The organism is Bacteroides sp. AM41-16 (genome assembly GCF_003603495.1).
Taxonomy (GTDB): Bacteria; Bacteroidota; Bacteroidia; order Bacteroidales; family Bacteroidaceae; genus Bacteroides; species Bacteroides uniformis.
This window is the reverse complement of record NZ_QTNE01000002.1, coordinates 34,982-56,925: the sequence shown is the minus strand read 5'-3', so window position 1 is coordinate 56,925 and position 21,944 is coordinate 34,982. Positions and strand designations below refer to the sequence as shown.

General features: G+C 46.6%; 20 protein-coding genes. 11 read left to right on the top strand and 9 right to left on the bottom strand.

Annotation, left to right across the window (positions count from 1 at the left end; translation table 11 throughout):
- The first annotated feature begins 96 nt into the window (after positions 1 to 96).
- Together DW896_RS02785 and DW896_RS02780 are read left to right on the top strand one after the other, a co-directional pair.
- Positions 97 to 825 (top strand): GntR family transcriptional regulator, encoded by a 729-nt coding sequence (locus DW896_RS02785; protein WP_009038010.1) that lies wholly within the window; start codon positions 97 to 99, stop codon positions 823 to 825.
- Between the two features lie 36 nt (positions 826 to 861).
- Positions 862 to 2,076, top strand: coding sequence for a GTP-binding protein (locus tag DW896_RS02780; protein WP_117652723.1), 1,215 nt, complete (start codon positions 862 to 864; stop codon positions 2,074 to 2,076).
- Positions 2,077 to 2,171: 95 nt separating this feature from the next.
- On the opposite strand, the gene DW896_RS02775 is transcribed toward DW896_RS02780, so the two are convergent.
- From DW896_RS02775 to DW896_RS02755, 5 genes are all read right to left on the bottom strand, one after another.
- The gene (locus DW896_RS02775; RefSeq protein WP_117652713.1) at positions 2,172 to 4,376 is read right to left on the bottom strand and encodes a beta-N-acetylglucosaminidase; all 2,205 of its coding nucleotides are present in this window, start codon (positions 4,374 to 4,376) and stop codon (positions 2,172 to 2,174) included.
- Positions 4,377 to 4,496: 120 nt separating this feature from the next.
- Positions 4,497 to 5,075 carry a nicotinate (nicotinamide) nucleotide adenylyltransferase gene (nadD, locus tag DW896_RS02770; protein ID WP_117652714.1) on the bottom strand — a complete coding sequence of 193 codons (579 nt, stop codon included), beginning with the start codon at positions 5,073 to 5,075 and terminating at the stop codon, positions 4,497 to 4,499.
- Positions 5,076 to 5,097: 22 nt separating this feature from the next.
- Complete coding sequence (locus tag DW896_RS02765; protein WP_005826972.1) at positions 5,098 to 5,334, bottom strand: hypothetical protein; 237 nt, start codon at positions 5,332 to 5,334, stop codon at positions 5,098 to 5,100.
- Positions 5,331 to 5,894, bottom strand: a complete 564-nt coding sequence (gene gmk / locus DW896_RS02760; RefSeq protein ID WP_119992865.1) for a guanylate kinase — start codon at positions 5,892 to 5,894, stop codon at positions 5,331 to 5,333. Before gmk ends, DW896_RS02765 begins: the two co-directional genes overlap by 4 nt.
- A gap of 36 nt (positions 5,895 to 5,930) precedes the next feature.
- Positions 5,931 to 6,815 carry a YicC/YloC family endoribonuclease gene (locus tag DW896_RS02755; protein ID WP_005826974.1) on the bottom strand — a complete coding sequence of 295 codons (885 nt, stop codon included), beginning with the start codon at positions 6,813 to 6,815 and terminating at the stop codon, positions 5,931 to 5,933.
- A 91-nt stretch (positions 6,816 to 6,906) separates the two neighbouring features.
- Between DW896_RS02755 and tsaB the strand changes: the two genes are divergently transcribed.
- The 7 genes from tsaB to rseP all read left to right on the top strand — a co-directional run bounded on the left by tsaB (position 6,907) and on the right by rseP (position 13,730).
- Positions 6,907 to 7,599 (top strand): tRNA (adenosine(37)-N6)-threonylcarbamoyltransferase complex dimerization subunit type 1 TsaB, encoded by a 693-nt coding sequence (gene tsaB, locus DW896_RS02750; RefSeq protein WP_008665164.1) that lies wholly within the window; start codon positions 6,907 to 6,909, stop codon positions 7,597 to 7,599.
- A 100-nt stretch (positions 7,600 to 7,699) separates the two neighbouring features.
- Complete coding sequence (locus tag DW896_RS02745; protein ID WP_005826977.1) at positions 7,700 to 8,320, top strand: DUF4290 domain-containing protein; 621 nt, start codon at positions 7,700 to 7,702, stop codon at positions 8,318 to 8,320.
- An 84-nt stretch (positions 8,321 to 8,404) separates the two neighbouring features.
- On the top strand, positions 8,405 to 9,712 hold the full coding sequence (gene murA / locus DW896_RS02740; RefSeq protein ID WP_005833020.1) for a UDP-N-acetylglucosamine 1-carboxyvinyltransferase: 1,308 nt from the start codon (positions 8,405 to 8,407) through the stop codon (positions 9,710 to 9,712).
- A 1-nt stretch (position 9,713) separates the two neighbouring features.
- The gene (gene rimM / locus DW896_RS02735; protein WP_005833021.1) at positions 9,714 to 10,250 is read left to right on the top strand and encodes a ribosome maturation factor RimM; all 537 of its coding nucleotides are present in this window, start codon (positions 9,714 to 9,716) and stop codon (positions 10,248 to 10,250) included.
- Positions 10,247 to 11,104, top strand: coding sequence for a M23 family metallopeptidase (locus DW896_RS02730; protein WP_005826982.1), 858 nt, complete (start codon positions 10,247 to 10,249; stop codon positions 11,102 to 11,104). The genes rimM and DW896_RS02730 overlap by 4 nt, the downstream gene beginning before the upstream one ends.
- Before the next feature lie 36 nt (positions 11,105 to 11,140).
- Positions 11,141 to 12,286, top strand: a complete 1,146-nt coding sequence (locus tag DW896_RS02725; RefSeq protein WP_119992864.1) for a 1-deoxy-D-xylulose-5-phosphate reductoisomerase — start codon at positions 11,141 to 11,143, stop codon at positions 12,284 to 12,286.
- Positions 12,287 to 12,398: 112 nt separating this feature from the next.
- Positions 12,399 to 13,730: an RIP metalloprotease RseP gene (rseP, locus tag DW896_RS02720; protein ID WP_055288338.1), complete on the top strand. Its 1,332-nt coding sequence runs from the start codon at positions 12,399 to 12,401 to the stop codon at positions 13,728 to 13,730.
- A gap of 132 nt (positions 13,731 to 13,862) precedes the next feature.
- Here rseP and DW896_RS02715 read toward each other — a convergent pair whose 3' ends face one another.
- The gene (locus DW896_RS02715) at positions 13,863 to 14,762 is read right to left on the bottom strand and encodes a diaminopimelate dehydrogenase (RefSeq protein WP_044467617.1); all 900 of its coding nucleotides are present in this window, start codon (positions 14,760 to 14,762) and stop codon (positions 13,863 to 13,865) included.
- Positions 14,763 to 14,957: 195 nt separating this feature from the next.
- Between DW896_RS02715 and ruvA the strand changes: the two genes are divergently transcribed.
- Both ruvA and DW896_RS02700 read left to right on the top strand, forming a co-directional pair.
- Positions 14,958 to 15,560: a Holliday junction branch migration protein RuvA gene (gene ruvA / locus DW896_RS02705; protein ID WP_005833022.1), complete on the top strand. Its 603-nt coding sequence runs from the start codon at positions 14,958 to 14,960 to the stop codon at positions 15,558 to 15,560.
- 23 nt (positions 15,561 to 15,583) lie between these two features.
- Positions 15,584 to 16,576: a DUF3843 family protein gene (locus tag DW896_RS02700; RefSeq protein WP_005826997.1), complete on the top strand. Its 993-nt coding sequence runs from the start codon at positions 15,584 to 15,586 to the stop codon at positions 16,574 to 16,576.
- 202 nt (positions 16,577 to 16,778) lie between these two features.
- On the opposite strand, the gene DW896_RS02695 is transcribed toward DW896_RS02700, so the two are convergent.
- The 3 genes from DW896_RS02695 to DW896_RS02685 form a co-directional block, all read right to left on the bottom strand.
- Positions 16,779 to 17,942 (bottom strand): Xaa-Pro peptidase family protein, encoded by a 1,164-nt coding sequence (locus tag DW896_RS02695; protein ID WP_005827001.1) that lies wholly within the window; start codon positions 17,940 to 17,942, stop codon positions 16,779 to 16,781.
- Between the two features lie 137 nt (positions 17,943 to 18,079).
- The gene (gdhA, locus tag DW896_RS02690; RefSeq protein WP_117962705.1) at positions 18,080 to 19,417 is read right to left on the bottom strand and encodes an NADP-specific glutamate dehydrogenase; all 1,338 of its coding nucleotides are present in this window, start codon (positions 19,415 to 19,417) and stop codon (positions 18,080 to 18,082) included.
- A gap of 377 nt (positions 19,418 to 19,794) precedes the next feature.
- On the bottom strand, positions 19,795 to 21,942 hold the full coding sequence (locus DW896_RS02685) for a glycoside hydrolase family 97 protein (protein ID WP_117703656.1): 2,148 nt from the start codon (positions 21,940 to 21,942) through the stop codon (positions 19,795 to 19,797).
- Positions 21,943 to 21,944: the final 2 nt, after the last annotated feature.

Sequence of the window (21,944 nt, the reverse complement as noted above, 5' to 3'; positions counted from 1 at the left end):
TCTTTAAAAATAAAATAAAAGAATCTTCTCATATTTTTTTGATAAAAAAAGAATTATCTTTGCAATATTAAAAAAAATAACAGAAAAAGTATAACCATGAAATTAGACCCAAACTCAGAAAAACCTCTTCACATTCAAGCAGAAGAAGTGCTGAGAAAACTTATAGAATCAGAGGAATACAAAAATGGGAAACTTCTTCCCAATGAAGTTTTATTGTCTGAACAATTAAACATATCGAGAAATACACTTCGCCAAGCAATCAACAAACTGGTATTCGAGGGATTATTGGTCAGAAAAAAAGGGCATGGTACAAAGGTTGTAAAAAAAGGTATTATAGGAGGAGTAAAGAACTGGTTGAGCTTCTCACAAGAAATGAAAATGCTAGGTATCGAAATTAAAAACTTCGAATTGCATGTCAGTTTTAAGAAAGCATCCGAAGAAATATGTACCTTTTTCAATATAGACCCTGAAAAGGGAACAAAATGTATGGTATTGGAAAGAGTACGCGGTAATAAAGAATATCCTTTTGTCTCCTTCATCTCTTATTTCAATCCGAGTATACCACTGACCGGTGATGAGGACTTCACCCAACCTCTTTATGGAATACTTGAAAATAAATATGACATCATCGTAAAAACCAGTAAAGAGGAAGTATCCGCACGGTTGGCCGGAGAATATATCGCAGAAAAACTGGATATCAAATCCAGCGACCCTATATTAATAAGGAAAAGATTTGTTTATGATATCAATGGAACTCCCATTGAATACAATATAGGATACTATCGTGCAGACAGCTTTACCTACACCATAGAGGCAGAAAGATAAATATACAAGAAAGTTTAATCTATAACAGAAATGACTATGAATACAACAGAAATCCCCGTACTGCTGTTGACCGGTTATCTGGGTAGTGGCAAAACGACGTTGGTAAATCACATCCTTTCTAATAAACGTGGCATTAAGTTTGCCGTTATCGTCAATGACATAGGCGAAGTGAACATTGATGCAGACCTTATACAGAAAGGTGGCGTGGTGGGAAAGAAAGACGACAGCCTGGTAGCTCTGCAGAATGGCTGTATCTGCTGTACGCTGAAGACAGACTTGATAGAGCAGATGTTCGAAATCATGAAGATGCAACGCTTCGACTACATCGTGATTGAAGCGAGTGGCATCTGTGAACCGGAGCCTATTGCCCAAACACTCTGCTCCATTCCTCATATGGGAGGAGCGTATACTAAATACGGTATTTGCCGCTTAGACTGCATTACCACCGTGGTGGACGCCTTACGTCTGCAAAGTGAATTTTCTTGCGGAGATGATTTGACACGCAAAGGCATTGATGAGGAAGATATAGAAAACCTCATCATTCAGCAGATTGAGTTCTGCAATATTATCCTGCTGAACAAAGCAGCAGAAGTACAGCCCGAGGAATTAAAACGTATCAGGCAGATTATCCACACCTTGCAACCCGGTGCCCAAATTATAGAGTGCAACTATGCAGATGTAGACCTGGATAAGATTATCCATACCCACCTCTTTAACTTTGAACGTGCCGCAACTTCCGCCGGATGGATTCGTGGCATAGAGCAACAAGTAAGCGAAGAGGAGGAAAAAGGGGCGCATTACCATCACGAAGATGAACATCATCATGAAAGCGAACATCATCACGAGAAATGTCATCACCACCATCACGAAGGAGGTGAAGTAGAAGAATACGGTATTGGCACATTTGTCTACTACCGCCGTCCTGCATTCGACATTCATAAGTTCGACCACTATGTCGCTACCAAATGGCCCCGCAGCGTTATCCGCGCCAAGGGTGTCTGCTACTTCAGCCACAACCGCGACATGTCCTTCCTCTTTGAACAAGCAGGTATACAGAAGAAAATAACTGAAGCCGGACAATGGTATGCCACCGCTCCCGAAGAAGACATGATAGAACTGATGCGCCAAGAACCGGGATTGCTAAGAGACTGGGACGAACAATACGGCGACCGCATGCTGAAGATAGTATTCATCGGACAAAATATGGATAAAGAGCAAATCATCCGCGACTTGGACAAATGCCTTGAATAACTTCCTAAAAAAGTGCTCCCCGTCATTCCGATCTTAAGAACAACGGGGAGCATCGTCCCAGACGCGTAACTCTATTTTAAGAATCAAGAACCATATCAATTCTCCGTAAAACGGAACATTTTGAAATACACCTTCTGCTCTGTGTCGGATACATTCACCAGCCTCATCTTCGCAACGCTCAAATCTTTGAGAGATGCCTTCACCTGCGTTCTGTATCCCGGCTTCAAATCCACCGCCTGCCAGTTTGTGCCATCCGAAGTTACTTCCAGTTTAAACTTCGAATCAGCAACCTCCGCATCTCCCAAATCGATAAGCACCGAACTCAACTGGCGGGCATAATCCATCGAAATGGTCAGCACACCGCCTGCCTGCCAGTTGATGACTTCATTGGACGGAATAATTGTATTCACCTTTCCCTTCTGCTGAATAGGAAGCGAAGCCAACTGATTCACGTCGCTCTTCAACGTGTAGGGAGAATAAACAGCCTTTGTATCAAGCCCGGCATGGAACGCTGCATTATAGCCCGTTGTCGCCGCTTCGAACAAAGCATTGAAAGTAGGCATCAGATGCAGGCTGCCGCTCTTTATGCCCGCTTTATATTGGGCATCCGTCTCACCCATCAGCACCAGCAGGGCGCGGGCGTGTTCGTAGCTACCTATAAATGCATCCTTCTGCTGGCGCAGGCGTATCATGTTCAGCACCTCCGCACCATACTCTCCCACTTGTTTGAACTGAATGAGCCAAGGCCTTATTTCAGTTATCAATGGACGATTCTCATTTCCCGACGCAAGCAATCCATCAGCGGCAACGATTATCTTCCGGCATTCCTCAGCTACCTGCCGATAGGCATCTTCATCTATCTCGTTTTTCTCTTGATAGGCTTTCAACAAGGCAGAGAGAGCAGGCTGAATGGCAACGGACTCTTCACGACGGAAGCGATGTCCATTCTGTCCCGGGTCGGAATTATGAGCAGCGAAGATTTCCAAATATTCGGCATGAAGTGGCATAAGGTCTCTGACTGCATGTTTCCAAGAAGTTTCACTATCATAATTCTCCATATTCCAAGTATAATCAGCTACACTGTACAGAGAGATTTTGGAAGCCTCGGCATGTTCCATCGGATTGGAAACAAAAGCAGACATATCATCTTTTATATCAAGCCCGTTTCCATAAACCGGCCCTAGCAGCAAATGGTCTTGTACATAATCCGAAACGGGGAAATTCCACCAAATGTACGCCTTACGTTTCAGCAGCGGATTGACGAAGTCCAGCGTAGACTTATCTATAGTAGCAACTACCATATCACCGGTCCACATCACCTTGATACCCTCGTTCAACTTATCACCAAGCGTAGTGAGATAGCCCCCCTCCACATCAGTCCATGACTTGTTATACTCCGTGGGACACAGTATTAACGGCGCAACATCCCGCTTGACTTTTACAAAATGGTCATCAATATAGTTCAACAGTTCAGCCTGCTTGTCCGCCTTTGTCCCTTCACCCGAAATATCATCAAAGAAAACGGCAAAACCACGCACACCCAACTGGTACATGCTTTCGAACTTCTGCAACAATAACGAGCGGTCTTCTTCATTCCAGCGAATATCCTGACCCGGATGAATGGCCCAATAGAAAATAACATTGTTCTCCTTCGCCCTATTCACCAATACTTTCAACTCTTCTCCTTCTCGAGCAGGATAAGGCTTGCGCCAGTTGGGAGTCCGGTGATAAGGATCGTCTTTTGGTCCATAGATATAGACATTCATTTTGTTCCGACCATAAAAATCAAGCTGGCGTATACGCGCCTCCTGACTCCAGGGAGCACCGTAAAAACCTTCTACCACACCCCGATAGGGAACATCAGGATAGTCCGTCACTTCAACCAAAGGCAGCTTGTCTAAAGCAAGCAACTGCGCAAGAGTCTGTACACCATAGTACGCTCCCCGTTCGTCAGCACCGGCTATGACGATGCAGTCTTTTTCTATTTTCAGGAAATAACCTTCGGATTTGCGTGGAATCCGATGTTGGTATTTCTTAATAATCTTATCTCCTTTCACTCCTATATATACACGGAAAGAAGCGCCAAGCACCTCTTCCGGCATCAATGAACGGAGTAAAGGCAACGCAGGTCCGTCCTGCACGGAATTGCCGGAAAGGATCTGGTATTGTCGGGGAATATCAACAGAATCTTTTTGCGTAATATATTCTTGGGGAGTAGGTTGCAAATGAAACTCTTGCGCACAAAGCGTCGCTGTCGTCAGCATACCGAATGCTCCCAGTAACAGTAGTTCTTTTCTCATAAGCGGATTATTAAATTAAGGAATATCTATGTATTAAGAAAACTCTTCCATGCATTCAAGGTTGATACGTTCAAAAATAAGAAATAAATATGAAAACACGTACAAATACAGACATTTATTTCAGTTTAAAGATTCATTCTGCATCCGTTTGAGTTCATCGCACACAGCCGGATGCAGGAAGTAGCGTACGTCTTTTCCCTCCTCTATGGCCCGACGGATAAAAGTGGAGCTGATTTCGAATACCGGAGAAGAAACTGTCCGCACATTCTGCGGTAAAAAGGTGGCCTCTACCGGATAGCCGGGACGGGGATAAACCAGAAGATGATTTTCGGCAATAATGCGTTCCGACTCGTACCAACGGTGGAACAGCCTCCAGTTGTCCGAACCAATGACAAGATGGAAAGTGTGTTGGGGATAAGTCCGTTTCAGTGCGTCCAACGTATGAACAGTATAAGAAGGCCGAGGCAGATGGAATTCAAAATCGGAAGTGCGAAACTTGGGATAACCCTCAGTGGCTAGCTGCACCAGCTTCAAACGTAACTTGTCATCCATCAGTTCGTTTTCTTCCTTCAGCGGATTGTGGGGGGTGACCATAAACCACACTTCGTCCAGGTCCCCGTATTCGCAAAGATAGTTGGCGAGGGCCAAATGTCCGATGTGTATCGGGTTGAACGAGCCGCTGAAGATTCCTATATTCATTTATTCTTATTCATATACAACCTTACAAAGGACGTCTTTGCAACGCACGCCAGGCAGCCCAAGCATTGAAAATCGTCACTACAGAGATAAGAAACATTGAAATACTGGAACGAGGCTCGCCATGATGTATATACAATACACCCACAACAAGGGAGCAGACGAACAGAACGCTATTAATAATTAGCAATGCCTTGTTCAGCTTCGGGCTATTCTTCCTCCTCGGTGCCAACTGGTTGTACACTCCTCCACGTTGTTTCATTCGTTCAAGAATTGAGAGATTACTTTCAATACTTCCGCTTTGGCTGTCTCCAGGTCATCGTTCACAATCACGGTATCGAACTTCGGTGCAAAGCCCAGTTCGTATTCGGCTTTCGCCACGCGGCTCTCTATCACTTCGGGAGCATCTGTTCCGCGCCCCACCAAGCGTTTGCGCAATTCCTCCACTGAAGGTGGCTGAATGAAAACAGACAAAGCACGCTCACCATAGAATTTCTTGATATTGCAACCACCCACTACATCCACATCGAACACTACATTCTGTCCGGCAGCCAATTGCTTTTCCACCTGCTCCTTCAGTGTTCCGTAAAAACGGTCCTGATATACCTCTTCATACTCCAGGAATTCATCATTGGCTATGCGACGACGGAACTCGTCAGGAGTCAGAAAGAAGTACTCCACTCCATCTTTCTCCGTTCCGCGGGGCGGACGGCTGGTCGCTGAGATGGAAAATGCCAAGTTCAGATTTTGAGTCAGCAGATAGTTGATAATCGTTGACTTGCCGGAGCCCGAAGGGGCTGAAAATATGATAAGTTTTGCCATCGAATTATTTACGATTTGACGATTTACTATTTGATACTACATGACGTTCAATACTTGTTCCTTGATTTGCTCCAATTCATCTTTCATCTGAACGACAATCTTCTGCATCTCCGCATGATTGGACTTACTGCCCAAGGTATTGATTTCGCGTCCCATCTCCTGGGCGATGAACCCTAACTTCTTGCCTTGTCCGGTTCCGGTTTCCAGCGTATTGATAAAATATTTCAGATGATTGCCAAGACGCTGTTTCTCTTCGTTCACATCCAGTTTTTCGATGTAGTAGATGAGTTCCTGCTCCAGACGGTTCTTGTCATAATCCACGCTCAAGGTCTTTTCCAGTGCATCGGTAATACGCTCCTTCACTTTGGCCACACGCTCTTTCTCGTAGGGAGCGATAGTCTCCAACAAATGGGAGATATTGGCGATCTTCTCACGGAACTTCTTTTCAAGGGCAGCTCCTTCCTGCTTACGGAAGTCCACCAGCGCACCGACAGCCTTTTCCACAGCCGAATAGACCACAGCCCATTCCTCCTCACTCAGTTCCTGCGTATCATTCTTCGTCATCACATCCGGCATACGGAGTAACGTGGCAAACCAGTCCGTCGCATCCGGCACAGGTATTCCTAGATTTTCTGATATAGCACAAATCTGCTTGTAATATCCCTCAACCAATGTCTGGTTGATGGGAGTGGCGCTTTCCGCACTCTCTTTCTTTTCTATCCAAAGGCTGAAATCCACCTTTCCGCGCTCCAGTTTCCGTGATATTTCATTACGGATTTCCATCTCCTTCTCACGATAAAGCGGAGCAATGCGGGCAGATAGGTCCATTGCCTTACTATTGAGCGACTTTATTTCAACGTTGATTTTCTTATCAGGCAGTTCGACGGTTGCTTTGCCGTAGCCTGTCATGGATTGTATCATAATGTTATAGTTTTGCGCAAAATTACACGATTATTTTAATTAGTGAAAATAATCACGTAAATTTGCCACAATAAAATCAAGAATAAAAGTTATGTCATGTATCTTGCATATTGAAACGTCCACTTCTGCCTGCTCCGTAGCCGTGAGCGAGGACGGACAGAACGTTTTCAAGAAAGAGGACCTGAATGGCCCTTCACACGCCGTTTCATTGGGAGTCTTTGTGGACGAGGCGCTATCCTTTGCCGATAGCCATGCCATGCCGTTGGATGCAGTCGCCGTGAGCTGCGGCCCTGGTTCGTATACCGGGTTGCGTATCGGCGTGTCGATGGCAAAAGGTGTCTGCTATGGACGTAACCTGCCACTTATCGGGCTGGAAACCCTGAAAGTTCAGTGTGTACCGGTATTGCTCTACCACGATGAGTTGCCCGACGACGCATTACTCTGCCCGATGATTGACGCCCGCCGCATGGAAGTCTATGCTGCCATCTACGACCGTGCCTTGAAATCGGTGCGCGACATTGCAGCCGATATTGTGGACGAAAACTCCTACCTAGAATTTTTAGAGCAACATCCCGTCTATTTCTTCGGTGACGGTGCAGCCAAATGCAAAGAGAAAATCACGCATCCCAATGCACACTTCATCGACGGCATCCGCCCGCTTGCCGGCATGATGTTCCCGTTGGCAGAAAAGGCAATAGCCGAACAAGATTTCAAGGATGTGGCCTATTTCGAACCCTTCTATTTGAAGGAATTCGTAGCCGGCACGCCAAAGAAACTTATTTAGGGTTTAGCGATTAGGGATGAATACCATGCGGTATCACTACGTAGCCCATTAATCACTAATCACTAACCACTAATCGTTGAACATTAATCACTAATTAAAGATGCAATATAACACTCAACAAAAACGGATGCCCCTACCCGAATATGGTCGCAGCATCCAGAATATGGTAGACCACGCGCTGACAATCGAAGACCGTGCAGAACGCCAGCGTTGCGCAAACACAATCATCAACATCATGGGAAACATGTTTCCCCATCTGCGCGATGTGCCCGACTTCAAACATAAGCTATGGGACCACCTTGCCATCATGGCCAACTTCCAATTGGATATAGATTATCCGTACGAAATTATCCGCAAGGACAATCTGAATACCAAGCCGGAGAGCATCCCCTACCCCAGTACCAAAATCCGCTACCGCCACTATGGCCGTACACTGGAAGTACTGATAAAGAAAGCCATCGAATTTCCGGAAGGAGAAGAGAAGCAGAACTTGATAGCGCTCATTTGTAACCACATGAAGAAAGACTACATGGCATGGAACAAAGATACCGTCGATGACCGTAAGATTTCAGATGACCTCACCGAACTCTCTGACGGAAAACTGCAAATGACAGACAGTATCGTCCGTCTCATGGCCGAACGTATTGACCAGAACTACCGTCCGAAAGTGAACAACCAGAATAACCGGAACAACAACCGGAACAATAAACGGAAATACTAAAATTGAATGATTAGTGGTTAGTGATTAATGCCATGCGGCATCACCATGCAGACCACTAATCACCAACCCCTAATCACTAATTTCATGGCATCATTTGTAATCGAAGGAGGACACAGACTTTCCGGTGACATTTACCCCCAAGGAGCAAAAAACGAGGTGTTGCAAATTATCTGCGCCACATTGCTCACTGCCGAAGAGGTGACTGTGCACAATATCCCGGACATACTGGACGTCAACAACCTTATCCAATTGATGCGGGATATGGGAGTCAGCGTATCTAAAAAAGGCATTGACACTTACAGCTTTCAAGCTGCCAACATTGATTTCGCCTATCTGGAAAGTGACGCGTTCCTGAAAAAATGTTCCAGCCTGCGCGGTTCCGTCATGCTGGTGGGGCCGATGGTGGCACGTTTCGGCAAGGCCATGATTTCCAAGCCGGGCGGAGACAAGATAGGACGCCGCCGTCTGGATACACACTTTATCGGTATCCAGAATTTAGGAGCCGACTTTGTCTATAATGAGGAGCGTGGCATCTACGAAATCTCAGCCAAACAACTGCATGGCAGTTATATGCTACTCGACGAGGCATCTGTTACGGGAACTGCCAATATCGTAATGGCAGCCGTCCTTGCCAAAGGCAAGACCACCATCTACAACGCCGCCTGCGAACCCTACGTGCAGCAACTTTGCAGAATGCTGAACCGGATGGGAGCTAAGATAGAAGGCATCGCCTCCAACCTCCTGACTATCGAAGGAGTAGACGAGCTGCACGGAACCGAGCATACCATCCTCCCCGACATGATTGAAGTGGGCAGTTTCATTGGCATGGCAGCCATGACCCGTAGCGAACTGACCATCAAGAATGTCTCCTACGAGAACTTGGGAATTATCCCCGACAGTTTCCGTCGACTCGGCATCAAGATGGAGCAGTGGGAAGACGACATTTACGTGCCCGCACAAGAGACGTACCAGATAGAGTCCTTTATCGACGGCTCCATCATGACCATTGCCGACGCACCCTGGCCCGGACTGACACCAGACTTGCTCAGTGTGCTGCTGGTGGTTGCCACCCAGGCAAAAGGTAGTGTACTCATTCATCAGAAAATGTTCGAAAGCCGTTTGTTCTTTGTGGACAAGCTGATAGATATGGGAGCGCAAATTATCCTCTGCGACCCGCACCGCGCCGTTGTCATCGGTCACGACCACGGCTTTAAACTACGTGGCGGCAACATGACCTCGCCCGATATCCGTGCGGGCATCGCCCTGCTGATAGCTGCCATGAGTGCGGACGGCATCAGCCGCATCCACAACATAGAGCAGATAGACCGTGGGTATCAGAACATCGAAGGGCGACTGAATGCGCTCGGAGCAAGAATAACAAGAATAGAATAAGATGATAAAGAGAGAAGAAGTATATAAGATAGGTATATTCAACAAGCCCCACGGCATTCACGGAGAACTATCGTTCACTTTTACGGATGACATCTTCGACCGGGTGGAAGCCGAATACCTAATCTGCCTGCTGGATGGTATACTGGTGCCTTTCTTCTTGGAAGAATACCGTTTCCGCTCCGACACCACCGCCCTTGTCAAACTAGAAGGCGTGGACACGGCAGAACGCGCCCGCATGTTCACTAATATTGAGGTCTACTTCCCCGTAAAGCATGCAGAAGAGGCAGGACCAGGTGAACTGAGTTGGGACTTCTTCGTCGGTTTTCGTATGGAGGAAGTACATCACGGCACGCTGGGAGAAGTGACGGACGTGGACACATCGACCATCAACACACTGTTTGTGGTAGATTATCAGGGAGAAGAACTGCTGGTGCCGGCACAAGAAGAGTTTATCATAGACATTGACCAGAAGCACAAGGTCATCACCGTAGACCTGCCGGAAGGTTTGATAGCTTTGGACAAAACAGAAGAGGTATGAAAAAGAAACGAAGAAAAGCATTTTGGAGTAACATCAAGTTCAAGTACAGACTGACGATTACGAACGAGAATACCCTTGAGGATATCATCACGTTGCGCGTATCCAAGCTGAACGGACTGTCCGTATTGCTCTCCGTGCTGTTCGTATTGTTTCTCATCGCCTCCCTGATCGTAGCCTTCACCCCGCTGCGCAACTACCTGCCGGGATATATGAACAGTGAAATCCGTGCCCAGGTAGTGGAGAATGCCTTGCGCGTAGATTCCCTCCAGCAACTGGTGAACAGACAGAACCTCTATATCATGAATATCCAGGACATCTTCCAGGGCAAGATAAAGGCAGATACCATACATTCCATCGACTCGTTGACCCACCTGCGCGAAGATTCGCTCATGGAACGTACACAACGGGAAGCCGAATTCCGCAAACAGTACGAGGAGACAGAAAAGTACAACCTGACGAGCATCACCGCTCGCCCCGAAATAGACGGACTGATTTTCTACCGCCCCACACGCGGCATGATTTCATCTCCCTTCAATGCCGAAACAAAACACTTCGGCACGGACATTGCCGCCAATCCGGGCGAAAGCGTATTGGCCACCTTAGACGGTACCGTCATACTGAGTACCTACACTGCCGAGACGGGTTATCTGATAGAAATACAGCACAACCAGGACTTCGTGTCAGTCTACAAGCATTGCGGCTCTCTGCTGAAACGGGAAGGCGATGCGGTGAAAGGGGGTGAAGCCATCGCACTGGTAGGAAACACCGGCGAGCTGTCCACCGGTCCCCACCTTCACTTCGAGCTGTGGCATAAGGGCAGGGCCGTAAATCCCGAGCTTTACATCGTATTTTAGTCTCCAAATAGTAAATTGTAAATAGCATAATAGTAAATGAAACAGATTGCCATACTCGGTTCTACCGGTTCCATCGGTACACAAGCGTTGCAGGTCATCGAAGAACATCCCGACCAGTACGAAGCATACGTATTGACCGCCAATAACCGCGTAGAGGAACTCATAGCCCAGGCACGCAGATTCAAGCCTGAGGCAGTGGTAATAGCCAACGAATCGAAATACACGCAACTGAAAGAAGCGCTTGCCGACCTACCTATCAAGGTATATGCCGGCGCAGATGCCCTCTGCCAGATTGTGACCGAAAATCCCATTGATATGGTATTGACCGCCATGGTGGGATATGCAGGGCTGAAGCCCACCATGAATGCCATCCGAGCCCGTAAGCCGATAGCCCTTGCCAACAAAGAGACGCTGGTGGTGGCGGGAGAGCTCATCAATGACCTGGCACGCTTCAGCGGTGTCCCCATCCTACCCGTCGACTCCGAGCACTCCGCCGTTTTCCAGTGCCTGGTCGGTGAGATAGGCAACCAAATAGAAAAAGTGATACTGACTGCCTCCGGAGGTCCGTTCCGCACCTGCACTATGGAGCAACTAACAACCGTCACCAAAGCGCAAGCACTGAAACACCCCAACTGGGACATGGGCGCCAAAATCACGATAGACTCTGCTTCCATGATGAACAAAGGGTTCGAGGTAATCGAAGCCAAATGGCTGTTCGGTGTACGTCCCGACCAGATAGAAGTCGTGGTACACCCGCAATCCGTCATCCACTCCATGGTACAGTTTGAGGACGGTGCCGTGAAAGCACAACTGGGAATGCCGGACATGCGCCTGCCCATCCAATATGCCTTCTCCTATCCCGACCGGTTGAAAGCCTCTTTCCCGCGCCTGGACTTCAAGCTGTGTACGGAACTGACGTTCGAGCAACCGGACACCACCCGTTTCCGTAACCTCGCCCTGGCCTACGAAGCGCTGCATCATGCAGGCAATATGCCTTGCATTGTCAATGCCGCCAATGAAGTGGTGGTAGCCGCCTTCCTGCAGGACAAAATTTCGTTCCTTGGCATGAGTGAAGTAATAGAAAAGACCATGTCGCGTGTATCCTACTTACAGAAGCCCACCTATGAAGACTATGTGGCTACGGATGCCGAAGCCCGACGGATAGCAGAAGAGCTGATTTGATAGATACACCGGAATGAAAAGAATTATAAAAAACATCTACTCATTTGATACGTTAAATAAGAAAACGTACCTTTGCGAAAATTATAAAAATCGTAAAACAGCAAATAATTAGATGGAAACATTCTTGATTCGTGCCCTGCAACTCATTATGAGCCTCTCGTTGCTCGTTATTGTTCATGAGGGGGGGCACTTCATTTTTGCGCGTTTGTTCAAGACGCGGGTAGAAAAGTTCTGCTTATTCTTTGACCCTTGGTTCACATTATTCAAGTTCAAGCCCAAACACAGTGACACGGAATACGGTATCGGATGGCTACCCTTAGGCGGCTATGTAAAAATAGCAGGTATGATAGACGAATCTATGGATACCGAACAGATGAAGCAACCCATGCAGCCATGGGAGTTCCGTGCCAAACCGGCATGGCAACGCCTGCTGATTATGGTAGGCGGTGTATTGTTCAACTTCCTGCTCGCATTGTTCATCTATTCCATGATACTTTTTACTTGGGGCGACGAATATATACCAGTACAAAAAGCCCCATTGGGTATGGATTTTAACGAAACAGCCAAAGCCATAGGCTTCCGCGACGGCGATATCCTAATATCTGCCGACGGGGTACCGTTCGAACGCTATGATGGCGACCTGCTGACCAGTATTGTCGATGCTCGCCAGGTAAGCGTATTGCGTGATGGGGAAGCTGCTTCAGTCTACATCCCCGAAGACATGATGAACCGCTTGCTGGCAGACAGCGTGCGTTTCGCCAGTTTCCGTTTCCCTTATGTAGTCGACAGCCTGATTGTAGGATACCCTGCCGCTTCCGCCGGTCTGCAAGTAGGTGACAGCATCACCCACTTGGATGGAAAGTCAATAGCCTACTACGACTTCAAAGAAGAGATGCTGAAGCGCAAGAAAGCCAATGCATCCCATGAGGTAACCTTGACATACGTCCGTAACGGTGTGACAGACACCTTGAGCATGATGACCAATGCCGACTATGAAATAGGCGTAGCAGCACGTACGGCAACCGACAAGCTGCTGCCCGTTGTCCGTAAGGAATACAGTTTCCTTTCCTCTTTCCCTGCCGGCGTATCTTTGGGGGTAAAGACTCTGAAAGGCTACGTAGGCCAGATGAAATATCTCTTCTCCAAGGAAGGAGCCAAGCAACTCGGAGGTTTCGGAACCATCGGCAGTATTTTCCCCGCCACGTGGGACTGGCACCAGTTCTGGTACATGACGGCATTCCTCTCCATCATCCTTGCCTTTATGAATATTCTGCCCATCCCCGCACTGGACGGCGGACACGTGTTATTCCTCATTTACGAAATCATTGCACGCCGCAAGCCCAGCGACAAGTTTATGGAACGTGCACAGATGGTGGGCATGTTCCTCTTGTTCGGTTTGCTGATTTGGGCAAACTTCAACGATATACTGAGGTATTTCTTTTAAAGAACAAGACATAAAAAAACGCATCATCCATTCGCAGTAGAACGGATGATGCATTTACATCAAACAGATGATGTGTTCGGGGCAAGCAGACGATGCGTTTGAGCCAAACACATCATCTGTTTTTTCTGTGTCTTATACCAAATGGCCGATCCACTCTTCTCTATCGCCCGGAAGCAGGTCTATTACCGGAACTTCAACCATTGTATAGCAACCCGGCTGCTGACGCATAGCGGCACGCGCCACACATACCAGCACTTGTGCCGTGAGGGCAGGATTGTTAATACGCATGTTGAACTCAAATAGCTGGTTCTGCGTCTTGCCGGACACACCCTTACGGGTCAAGTTTACCCCATGCCCCATATCGAGCAGTGCATCCACACTCGGAACCAATTTTACATGTGTTTCGTCATTCACGAAGTACGGGTCGGCTTTGATGGCTGCAGCCACCTTATCAAATTCGTAACCATCCTTCAACTCAATGTACACCATACGACGGTGAATGCCGGTTCCTGTAGGAATAGTCATGGAAAGAGCGGCTTTCACACCTTCGATGGCCTTTACAGCCACGGTGTGTCCCATGCTCATACCCGGACCAAAATTAGTATAGGTAATGCCTTTCGGAGCAATGGCTTCCAGCATAGTGCGGACAATGGAGTCACTACCCGGATCCCAGCCGGCAGAAATGATGGATACCGTATTATGCTTTTTAGCCTCTGCATCCAGTGTGCGGCGCAAGGCAGTGATACCCGTATGGATATCGAAACTGTCCACAGTATGAATGCCTAAAGCAAGGATCTCCTTTGCATACTCTTCCACCTTGCGGGTAGGCGTACAAAGGATAGCAACATCCACGTCTTTCAGTTCCTTGATATTCTTCACAACGGGATATGCACTCAGTTCCGCAGGACAGTTTTCAGCTCCGGCACGGCGTACTACACCGGCAATTTCGAAATCGGGAGCTGCTTGCAGGGCTTCGAGCACATAATGCCCGATATTACCATAGCCAACGATGGCCGCTCTTACTTTTTTCATTCTTTTTATGAATTTATTTATCAGTTTTCTACTTTATCGGCGCAAAAGTAAGCATTTTAATTTATTATATCGGCAGAACTCCCTGCTGTTTCACACAGTTTTTCTTTTTTTAGTGAGTGAAAGTCCAATAATAATTCATACATTCGCAGATGATATGTACGCAAGGCACATTTGGGGCCAACAAGCAAAAGAATTATGATAGAATACATCAGAGGCGGAATTGCCGAACTAAGTCCGGCAACCGCAATAATAGACTGCAACGGACTGGGATACGGCGTCAATATTTCATTGAATACGTATGCCGCCATCCAGGGCAAGAAAGAATGCAAACTATATATATATGAAGCTATCCGTGAAGACGCCTATGTCCTCTACGGGTTCGCTGACAAGCAGGAACGCGAACTATTCCTGTTGCTCATCTCCGTTTCAGGCATCGGCGGAAATACAGCTCGCATGATTCTCTCGGCACTCTCGCCATCCGAACTGATAAATGTCATCAGCACGGAAAACGCCACTCTACTGAAAACAGTCAAGGGTATCGGGCTGAAAACAGCCCAACGGATAATTGTGGATTTAAAAGACAAAATCAAGACCGGCAGCGTTGTAGCCGGCAACGCAGGGACCATAGGTACACTGGTATCGGCAGCCAACGCACAAGTACAAGAAGAAGCCGTAGCCGCCCTTACCATGCTGGGCTTTGCACAAGCCCCCTCACAAAAAGTAGTGCTTGCCATTTTGAAGGAAGAACCAAGCGCACCGGTGGAACAAGTCATCAAATTGGCATTAAAAAGACTATAATATTTATCTAAAACAAACAAATCATGACAACAATCAACATGCAATATTGGTTGGGGGCCAATGAACGCACCCACGTACTGCCAACGGACAAATGGTACCTCGACTTTGCCACAAGCATCCTGCCCCTCGTCAAGACCTCTCCCTTGTTCAACAAGGAAGACCTGCGTACCCAAATTGACGCAGCCATCTCCCTCGGCATGTACTTTCAAGATGCCATTGCCCAAAGCGGAGGCTGGAAACTTTTCTCCGAAGCCTTTCAAGGAGTATACGGAACTTACCTGCCGTTCTATCCACTGGGTGACGATTATACGCCCGATGAAATAAATCAGGAAGACATTGCATTCGTACTGTGGACATTGAAATCACAATTCAGTATTTTTGACAAGGAATACACCTTGTTCAGTCCTTATGACAAAGACCTGCTTGCATTAAGCCAAAGCGCCTATGAACTGATGGATGCACGTTTCGAAGAAGCTCCCATCAGCGAGGGAGAATCTTCCTTCCTTTGGGTAATGGGACTTGATTTACTGGATATGCCCATTACTCCGCTGCCGGAAGTCACTCCGGAAACCAAACTGAGTAAAGATGCCGCCCGCTGTCTGGAATACAGCCAGGGGAAACCGCTGCTATACTTCACCGATTACAAGGAGCTTTGCACTTTCTTTGTCGATGTCTTGGGATGGGAAAACAAACGGTCCGCACTATTGCCCGACCTGGAATACCAAAAAGAGTTCGTGATTTATGCCAACGCCAAAGGTATGCTCGTAGCCCACAACGTGGCCGCCTATTTCTGTGAAGAACATAACCCGATGTACGATGCCAAACGCGCTGCTGCAGAGGGTTACAAGATGTTCTGCCAACCCGGAGAGTGTCCGTTCGACCTGCTGAAATACGGAATGACCAAAGGAATTCTACCCGATGTGGAACTTCCCTTCCTGAAAGGAAAAGAAACACTGCATCAATATTGGGACTTTATAGCCCGCTACTACTTATGTGAATATTATGAAGGCGAGTAACCATTCCGGCATAAAGCCCAAACGAAGCAACAAGGCCAAGCCAACCGGAAAACGGATTGGTAAATCCAAACCTTCGAAAGCGAATAATCAGCTTAACAGAAGGGTGAAATAATGGAAAATGGATAATGGAAAAACAAACAGTGCAGCGTATTTATTGAAACCGCATGGCAATTTTCCATTATCCATTATCCATTATCAATTTTCAAAGTTCCACAATCTCTTCCTTACACAACGTCAGTTTCTCCACTCCTTCCGCTGTTACAACCCAAGAGTTTTCGATACCAACGGGACCAATGCCCGGCAAAACAATTTTCGGCTCCAATGCAAAGACCATACCCGGCTCCAACTCCTGCTTCATACGCGGAGCCAATACCGGCATTTCATTGATTTCCAAACCGATGCCATGACCGATAAACTTGGCCTTTTGAGTGGCTCCCATAAAGTTGTCGGCAAAGCCTGCTTTGGTGACAATATCGATAGCGAGATTGTAAAGGTCCTCACAAACAGCACCCGGTTTCGCTTTTTCTACAACAGCCTCTTGTATGTCCAGGCAAACTTGATGGGCAACATATGCCTTTTCCGGCAGCTTTCCGATAGAGAATACACGGCTCATGTCTCCCATATAGCCATAGAAGTTACCCCCCATATCAACCATAAAGCTCTGACCGGGCTGCAACAGTGCACCGTTCACACTGATAGGCAGTGACGGGTCAAGTCCCTCGCCTCCCAGAGCAAAATCATAGGGGGCAGGCGCAGTAGCATTATCTCCTGCCAGCAGACTTCCCATAAAAATCTCCATACTTTGTCCGAAGGTACGGAAAATACCCAGACAACCTTCCAAACGCATCAGGCGCTCTATTTCGATGGATAACTGGCGGTCTGTCATTCCTGGTCTATAAACCGAGGGTATTTGTTCGTAAGCTTTAGCATGTGCAATGCCGGAACGGCGGAACATCTCAATCTCTATTTCAGTCTTGACACTTCGGGCCTTCCGGATAAGTGCCGTACCACAAGGAAGCACCTCCGTTTCAGGGAAACACGCAGCCAAACGGTTATATTCCGTAAAAGACAACTCATCCCCCTCCAGCATCAACCTCGCAGGTATGGGCAAACCACATTCCTTTAGTAAGTCAGGCAGTTGTTCCGGTTTACGGATAGGATGAATATGTTCCCCTTCAATATTGTTGGGACGTTTGATGAATAAACGAGCGGGAGCATTCAACGGCAGATACAAGTAACCGCTGACGACACGTCCGTACGTATAGATTAAGTTTACATTACAAGCGATAAGAGCGGCATCAATCTCTTGTTGAGCCATGAGAGAGCGTATTTTATCACGTCTCAGTTTCAATTCAGGTAGTAACATCTCTTTGTCATTTATGGTTTCTCGGATACAAAGATACAACTTTTTTAATTGAGAATAAAAAAGTACTGCCCCATACCTTCACAGGCGTAGGGCAGCACAAACCACAAATACAAATACAACTAAACAAAGTTTCTCTCTTAGATAATTCCCTGACCCATCATGGCATGAGCCACCTTCATGAAACCGGCGATATTCGCTCCCTTCACGTAGTTGATGTAGCCATCAGGTTCTGTCCCATATTTTACGCATTGAGCATGAATTCCGTGCATGATGGCGTGGAGTTTTTCATCCACTTCGGCTGCACTCCAGCTGAGGTGCATGGCGTTCTGCGACATTTCCAGTCCGCTGGTAGCCACACCACCTGCATTGACAGCCTTACCCGGTGCATACATAATCTTATTTTCAATAAAAAGGTCGATAGCTTCGGGCGTACATCCCATATTGGAGATTTCGCCTACACATGTCACCTTGTTGTCAATGAGGTGTTGTGCATCTTCGCCGTTCAGCTCGTTCTGGGTAGCGCAAGGCAGAGCGATGTCCGCTTTCACTTCCCACGGGCGTTTGCCTGCTACGAAAGTAGAGCCGGGGAATTCGTCGGCATACGGTGCTACGATATCGTTGCCCGATGACCGGAGTTCCAGCATATAATCTATCTTTTCGCCACTGATACCATTCGGATCGTAGATGTAACCGTCTGGACCGGAGATGGTAACAACCTTGGCACCCAATTCGGTAGCCTTGGTAGCAGCACCCCAAGCCACATTTCCGAAACCGGAGATGGCAACGGTCTTGCCCTTGATATCAATACCTTTAGTTTCTAACATCTGGTTCACGAAGTACAAGCCGCCGAATCCTGTTGCTTCAGGACGAATCAGCGAACCGCCAAATTCCAAGCCTTTACCGGTAAATGTGCCCGTAAATTCGCGAGTCAACTTCTTATACATACCGAACATATAGCCCACTTCGCGACCGCCTACACCGATATCACCGGCAGGAACATCCATATCCGGACCGAGGTGACGCCACAACTCCAGCATGAAGGCCTGACAGAAACGCATGATTTCAGCATCGCTCTTTCCGCGCGGAGAGAAGTCGGAACCACCCTTACCGCCACCCATAGGCAATGTAGTCAAGGCATTCTTGAAAGTCTGCTCAAATCCCAGGAATTTGAGGATAGAAAGATTTACGGAAGCATGGAAACGAATACCGCCTTTGTACGGGCCAATGGCATTGTTGAACTGCACACGATAACCGAGGTTCGTCTGAACTTCACCTTTATCATCCACCCACGTTACGCGGAAAGTAAAGATACGGTCAGGTTCAACCAGACGTTCTATAATTTTCGCTTTCTCGAACTCGGGATGTTGGTTATAGATATCTTCGATGGAAAGAAGAACTTCCTTTACGGCTTGAAGATACTCAGACTCGCCGGGGTGCTTTGCCTCTAAAGAGGTCATGATACGTTCGATATTCATAATATTACGTTTTAAAGGTTATTACCTTGTTGACTTTACGCTATTCAAACAAAATGTCAATGAATAACACCGCAAATATAAGAAAACTTTTCAAAACAGCTAAATTTTACGGTTATATTTTGATTAAAGAATGATAAAATGTCAAATCCCCAGCATTCTCTATTCATACCTAAATGGTCTATTCTTTTCCTATTCTGTCAACAATTCGCCATAACGGCATAAATATAGAAAAATTATAATAAAGCAAATAAGAAATGACGAATAATTTACGAAAAAAGACACAATCCTCACGGACTATGCCTTTCCAATTGCTAACTTTAATTCTTAAATGCTTGTATTAAATCCGCAACATAATAATTACTATGTACGGACAAGCTTCATAATTTCTTCAATCCTTTTACCTCTTCTTTTGTTGCTTCTCGAACACTGATAGCCACCCCTCCACTACTTGCCAGAGGTTGACGCAGCACACTCTTTGACGTTACTATGCCACGACGGATGTCATAGCTCTGCGGATTATCTTTCCAGTCTGCATCCCGACCATCTGCATAAACGGTAACAATATATTTCCTTCCTTCGGGTAAGAAAGAGAAAGGAATAGTTGCCGTACGAGGATGTTCGTCGGTAATAGCACCTACATACCACTCTTGTTTTCCTTTGGCTTGACGAGCCACTGTGATATAATCACCCGGTTCGGCTTCCAGATACCAAGAATTGCTCCAATCCACCGCTACATCCTTAATAAATTGAAACGCATCGGGAAAACGGCGATAATTATCCGGCAGGTCTGCTGCCATCTGTAACGGAGAGGGCATCGTTACATATAGAGCCAATTGTTTTACCAATGTAGTACCCGCCTGACCTTTAGGTTTCGAACTATTATAATACGAAAGTTTTGTCTGGAAAATACCAGGAGTGTAATCCATCGGACCACCCTTCAACCGAGTAAACGGCAAGATACAAGTATGATCCGGATCATTGCCCCCCATAGATTCAAACTCACCACCACGGGCAGATTCTTGCGCTACCCAGTTGGGCCAGGTCCGACACAAGCCGGTGGGACGAACAGCCTCGTGACTATCTACCATAATCTTATAATCAGCAGCACGCTTCACCACATGTATATAATGATTGTTCATCCATTGTGAGGAATGATATTCACTACGGGGAATGATTGAACCCACATATCCGGTCTTTACAGAATTATAGCCATTATCTACCATAAATTGAAAGGCTACATCCAGCTGCCGCTCATAATCGGCAGCATTAGCAGCCGTCTCATGATGCATGATAATCTTTACTCCCTTTGATTTGGCATAGGCATGTAGTACCGCAACATCAAAGTCCGGATAAGGTTTGTCAAAAAGGAACTGACGATCCTTACGATAGGATGCCCAATCTTCCCAACCTTCATTCCAGCCCTCAACCAATACCGCATCAATACCATTCTCCGCCGCAAAGTCTATGTACTCTTTCACATGTTCAGTATTGGCCGGATGATGTCCATTAGGAGTTAACTTTGAATAGTCGGTTATGCCGGGTTTAGCCTTATAATAGTCGCTATATGCCCATGTACCTCCTCCACCAGTAAACATCTCCCACCAGACACCGATAAATTTCTGTGGCTTAATCCAAGAAGTATCTTCCAGCTTACAAGGTTCATTCAGATTAAGAATCAACTGAGAAGCAAGGATGCTACGTGCATCGTCACTAACCATAATTGTACGCCACGGGGTATGCAACGGTAATTGCAGATATCCTTTCTTTCCTAATTTATCGGGAGTAAGATGAGCAGAAAAGTTAAACTCTTTATCATCCACATTCAGCAACATGGCAGAATAATCTACCAAGGCAGCTTCATGAATATTGATATAAAGTCCTTCGGTAGTCTTTATCATAAGGGGTGTTTGTACTGTGAATGAAGTCGCTTTAGCTTCATATCCTTTTTTACGTAGATTACGTTCCATAGCTTCGCGCACTTCGGAAATGGCCGCAGTAGTATAGGCAAACTCATTCGTATCATAATCACCGGGAATGCAATAGAGTGTATGATTACCGGTCAGATTGAATTCCGTCAGTTCGTCTTTTACCGTCAGATAATTCATGGTTTTCTGCTCCGGCAACTCATAACGGAATCCGAGTCCATCGTCAAACAATCGAAAACGTACAATCATCATACGGTCGTGCTTTGCCGGTTGTGAGAGAGTGACAGTAAGTTCATTGTAATGGTTACGGACTTTTTCATACTCTCCCCATACAGGCATCCAAGTTTCATCAAAAGTAGAATTTGTTGCATCAAGAATCCGGAAGCCATTTGACAAATCCGCTTCTTCCATAAGTATTCCCAAGGCAGAAGGTTCTACAACCGGCTCTCCTTTGTAATATAAGCTATAGACCGGCCCCCCCTCGGAATCAAGCACAACATTGAGTTTCAGATTCCCATTGGGAGATGACAATTCGTGTGCCATCGCCACACAAGCAATTCCCAGAAATACAACTGTTAATAATACATGTTTCATATACATCC

What these genes read in the sequence shown, in the direction of transcription:
- DW896_RS02715 (WP_044467617.1), bottom strand. Translation starts at nt 14,762, where the DNA reads ATGAAAAAAGTAAGAGCGGCCATCGTTGGCTATGGTAATATCGGGCAT.
- DW896_RS02745 (WP_005826977.1), top strand. Translation starts at nt 7,700, where the DNA reads ATGCAATATAACACTCAACAAAAACGGATGCCCCTACCCGAATATGGT.
- gdhA (WP_117962705.1), bottom strand. Translation starts at nt 19,417, where the DNA reads ATGAATATCGAACGTATCATGACCTCTTTAGAGGCAAAGCACCCCGGC.
- rseP (WP_055288338.1), top strand. Translation starts at nt 12,399, where the DNA reads ATGGAAACATTCTTGATTCGTGCCCTGCAACTCATTATGAGCCTCTCG.
- murA (WP_005833020.1), top strand. Translation starts at nt 8,405, where the DNA reads ATGGCATCATTTGTAATCGAAGGAGGACACAGACTTTCCGGTGACATT.
- DW896_RS02780 (WP_117652723.1), top strand. Translation starts at nt 862, where the DNA reads ATGAATACAACAGAAATCCCCGTACTGCTGTTGACCGGTTATCTGGGT.
- DW896_RS02765 (WP_005826972.1), bottom strand. Translation starts at nt 5,334, where the DNA reads ATGAAACAACGTGGAGGAGTGTACAACCAGTTGGCACCGAGGAGGAAG.
- DW896_RS02755 (WP_005826974.1), bottom strand. Translation starts at nt 6,815, where the DNA reads ATGATACAATCCATGACAGGCTACGGCAAAGCAACCGTCGAACTGCCT.
- DW896_RS02685 (WP_117703656.1), bottom strand. Translation starts at nt 21,942, where the DNA reads ATGTATATGAAACATGTATTATTAACAGTTGTATTTCTGGGAATTGCT.
- nadD (WP_117652714.1), bottom strand. Translation starts at nt 5,075, where the DNA reads ATGAATATAGGAATCTTCAGCGGCTCGTTCAACCCGATACACATCGGA.
- DW896_RS02730 (WP_005826982.1), top strand. Translation starts at nt 10,247, where the DNA reads ATGAAAAAGAAACGAAGAAAAGCATTTTGGAGTAACATCAAGTTCAAG.
- tsaB (WP_008665164.1), top strand. Translation starts at nt 6,907, where the DNA reads ATGTCATGTATCTTGCATATTGAAACGTCCACTTCTGCCTGCTCCGTA.
- DW896_RS02785 (WP_009038010.1), top strand. Translation starts at nt 97, where the DNA reads ATGAAATTAGACCCAAACTCAGAAAAACCTCTTCACATTCAAGCAGAA.
- ruvA (WP_005833022.1), top strand. Translation starts at nt 14,958, where the DNA reads ATGATAGAATACATCAGAGGCGGAATTGCCGAACTAAGTCCGGCAACC.
- gmk (WP_119992865.1), bottom strand. Translation starts at nt 5,894, where the DNA reads ATGGCAAAACTTATCATATTTTCAGCCCCTTCGGGCTCCGGCAAGTCA.
- DW896_RS02700 (WP_005826997.1), top strand. Translation starts at nt 15,584, where the DNA reads ATGACAACAATCAACATGCAATATTGGTTGGGGGCCAATGAACGCACC.
- DW896_RS02695 (WP_005827001.1), bottom strand. Translation starts at nt 17,942, where the DNA reads ATGTTACTACCTGAATTGAAACTGAGACGTGATAAAATACGCTCTCTC.
- rimM (WP_005833021.1), top strand. Translation starts at nt 9,714, where the DNA reads ATGATAAAGAGAGAAGAAGTATATAAGATAGGTATATTCAACAAGCCC.
- DW896_RS02725 (WP_119992864.1), top strand. Translation starts at nt 11,141, where the DNA reads ATGAAACAGATTGCCATACTCGGTTCTACCGGTTCCATCGGTACACAA.
- DW896_RS02775 (WP_117652713.1), bottom strand. Translation starts at nt 4,376, where the DNA reads ATGAGAAAAGAACTACTGTTACTGGGAGCATTCGGTATGCTGACGACA.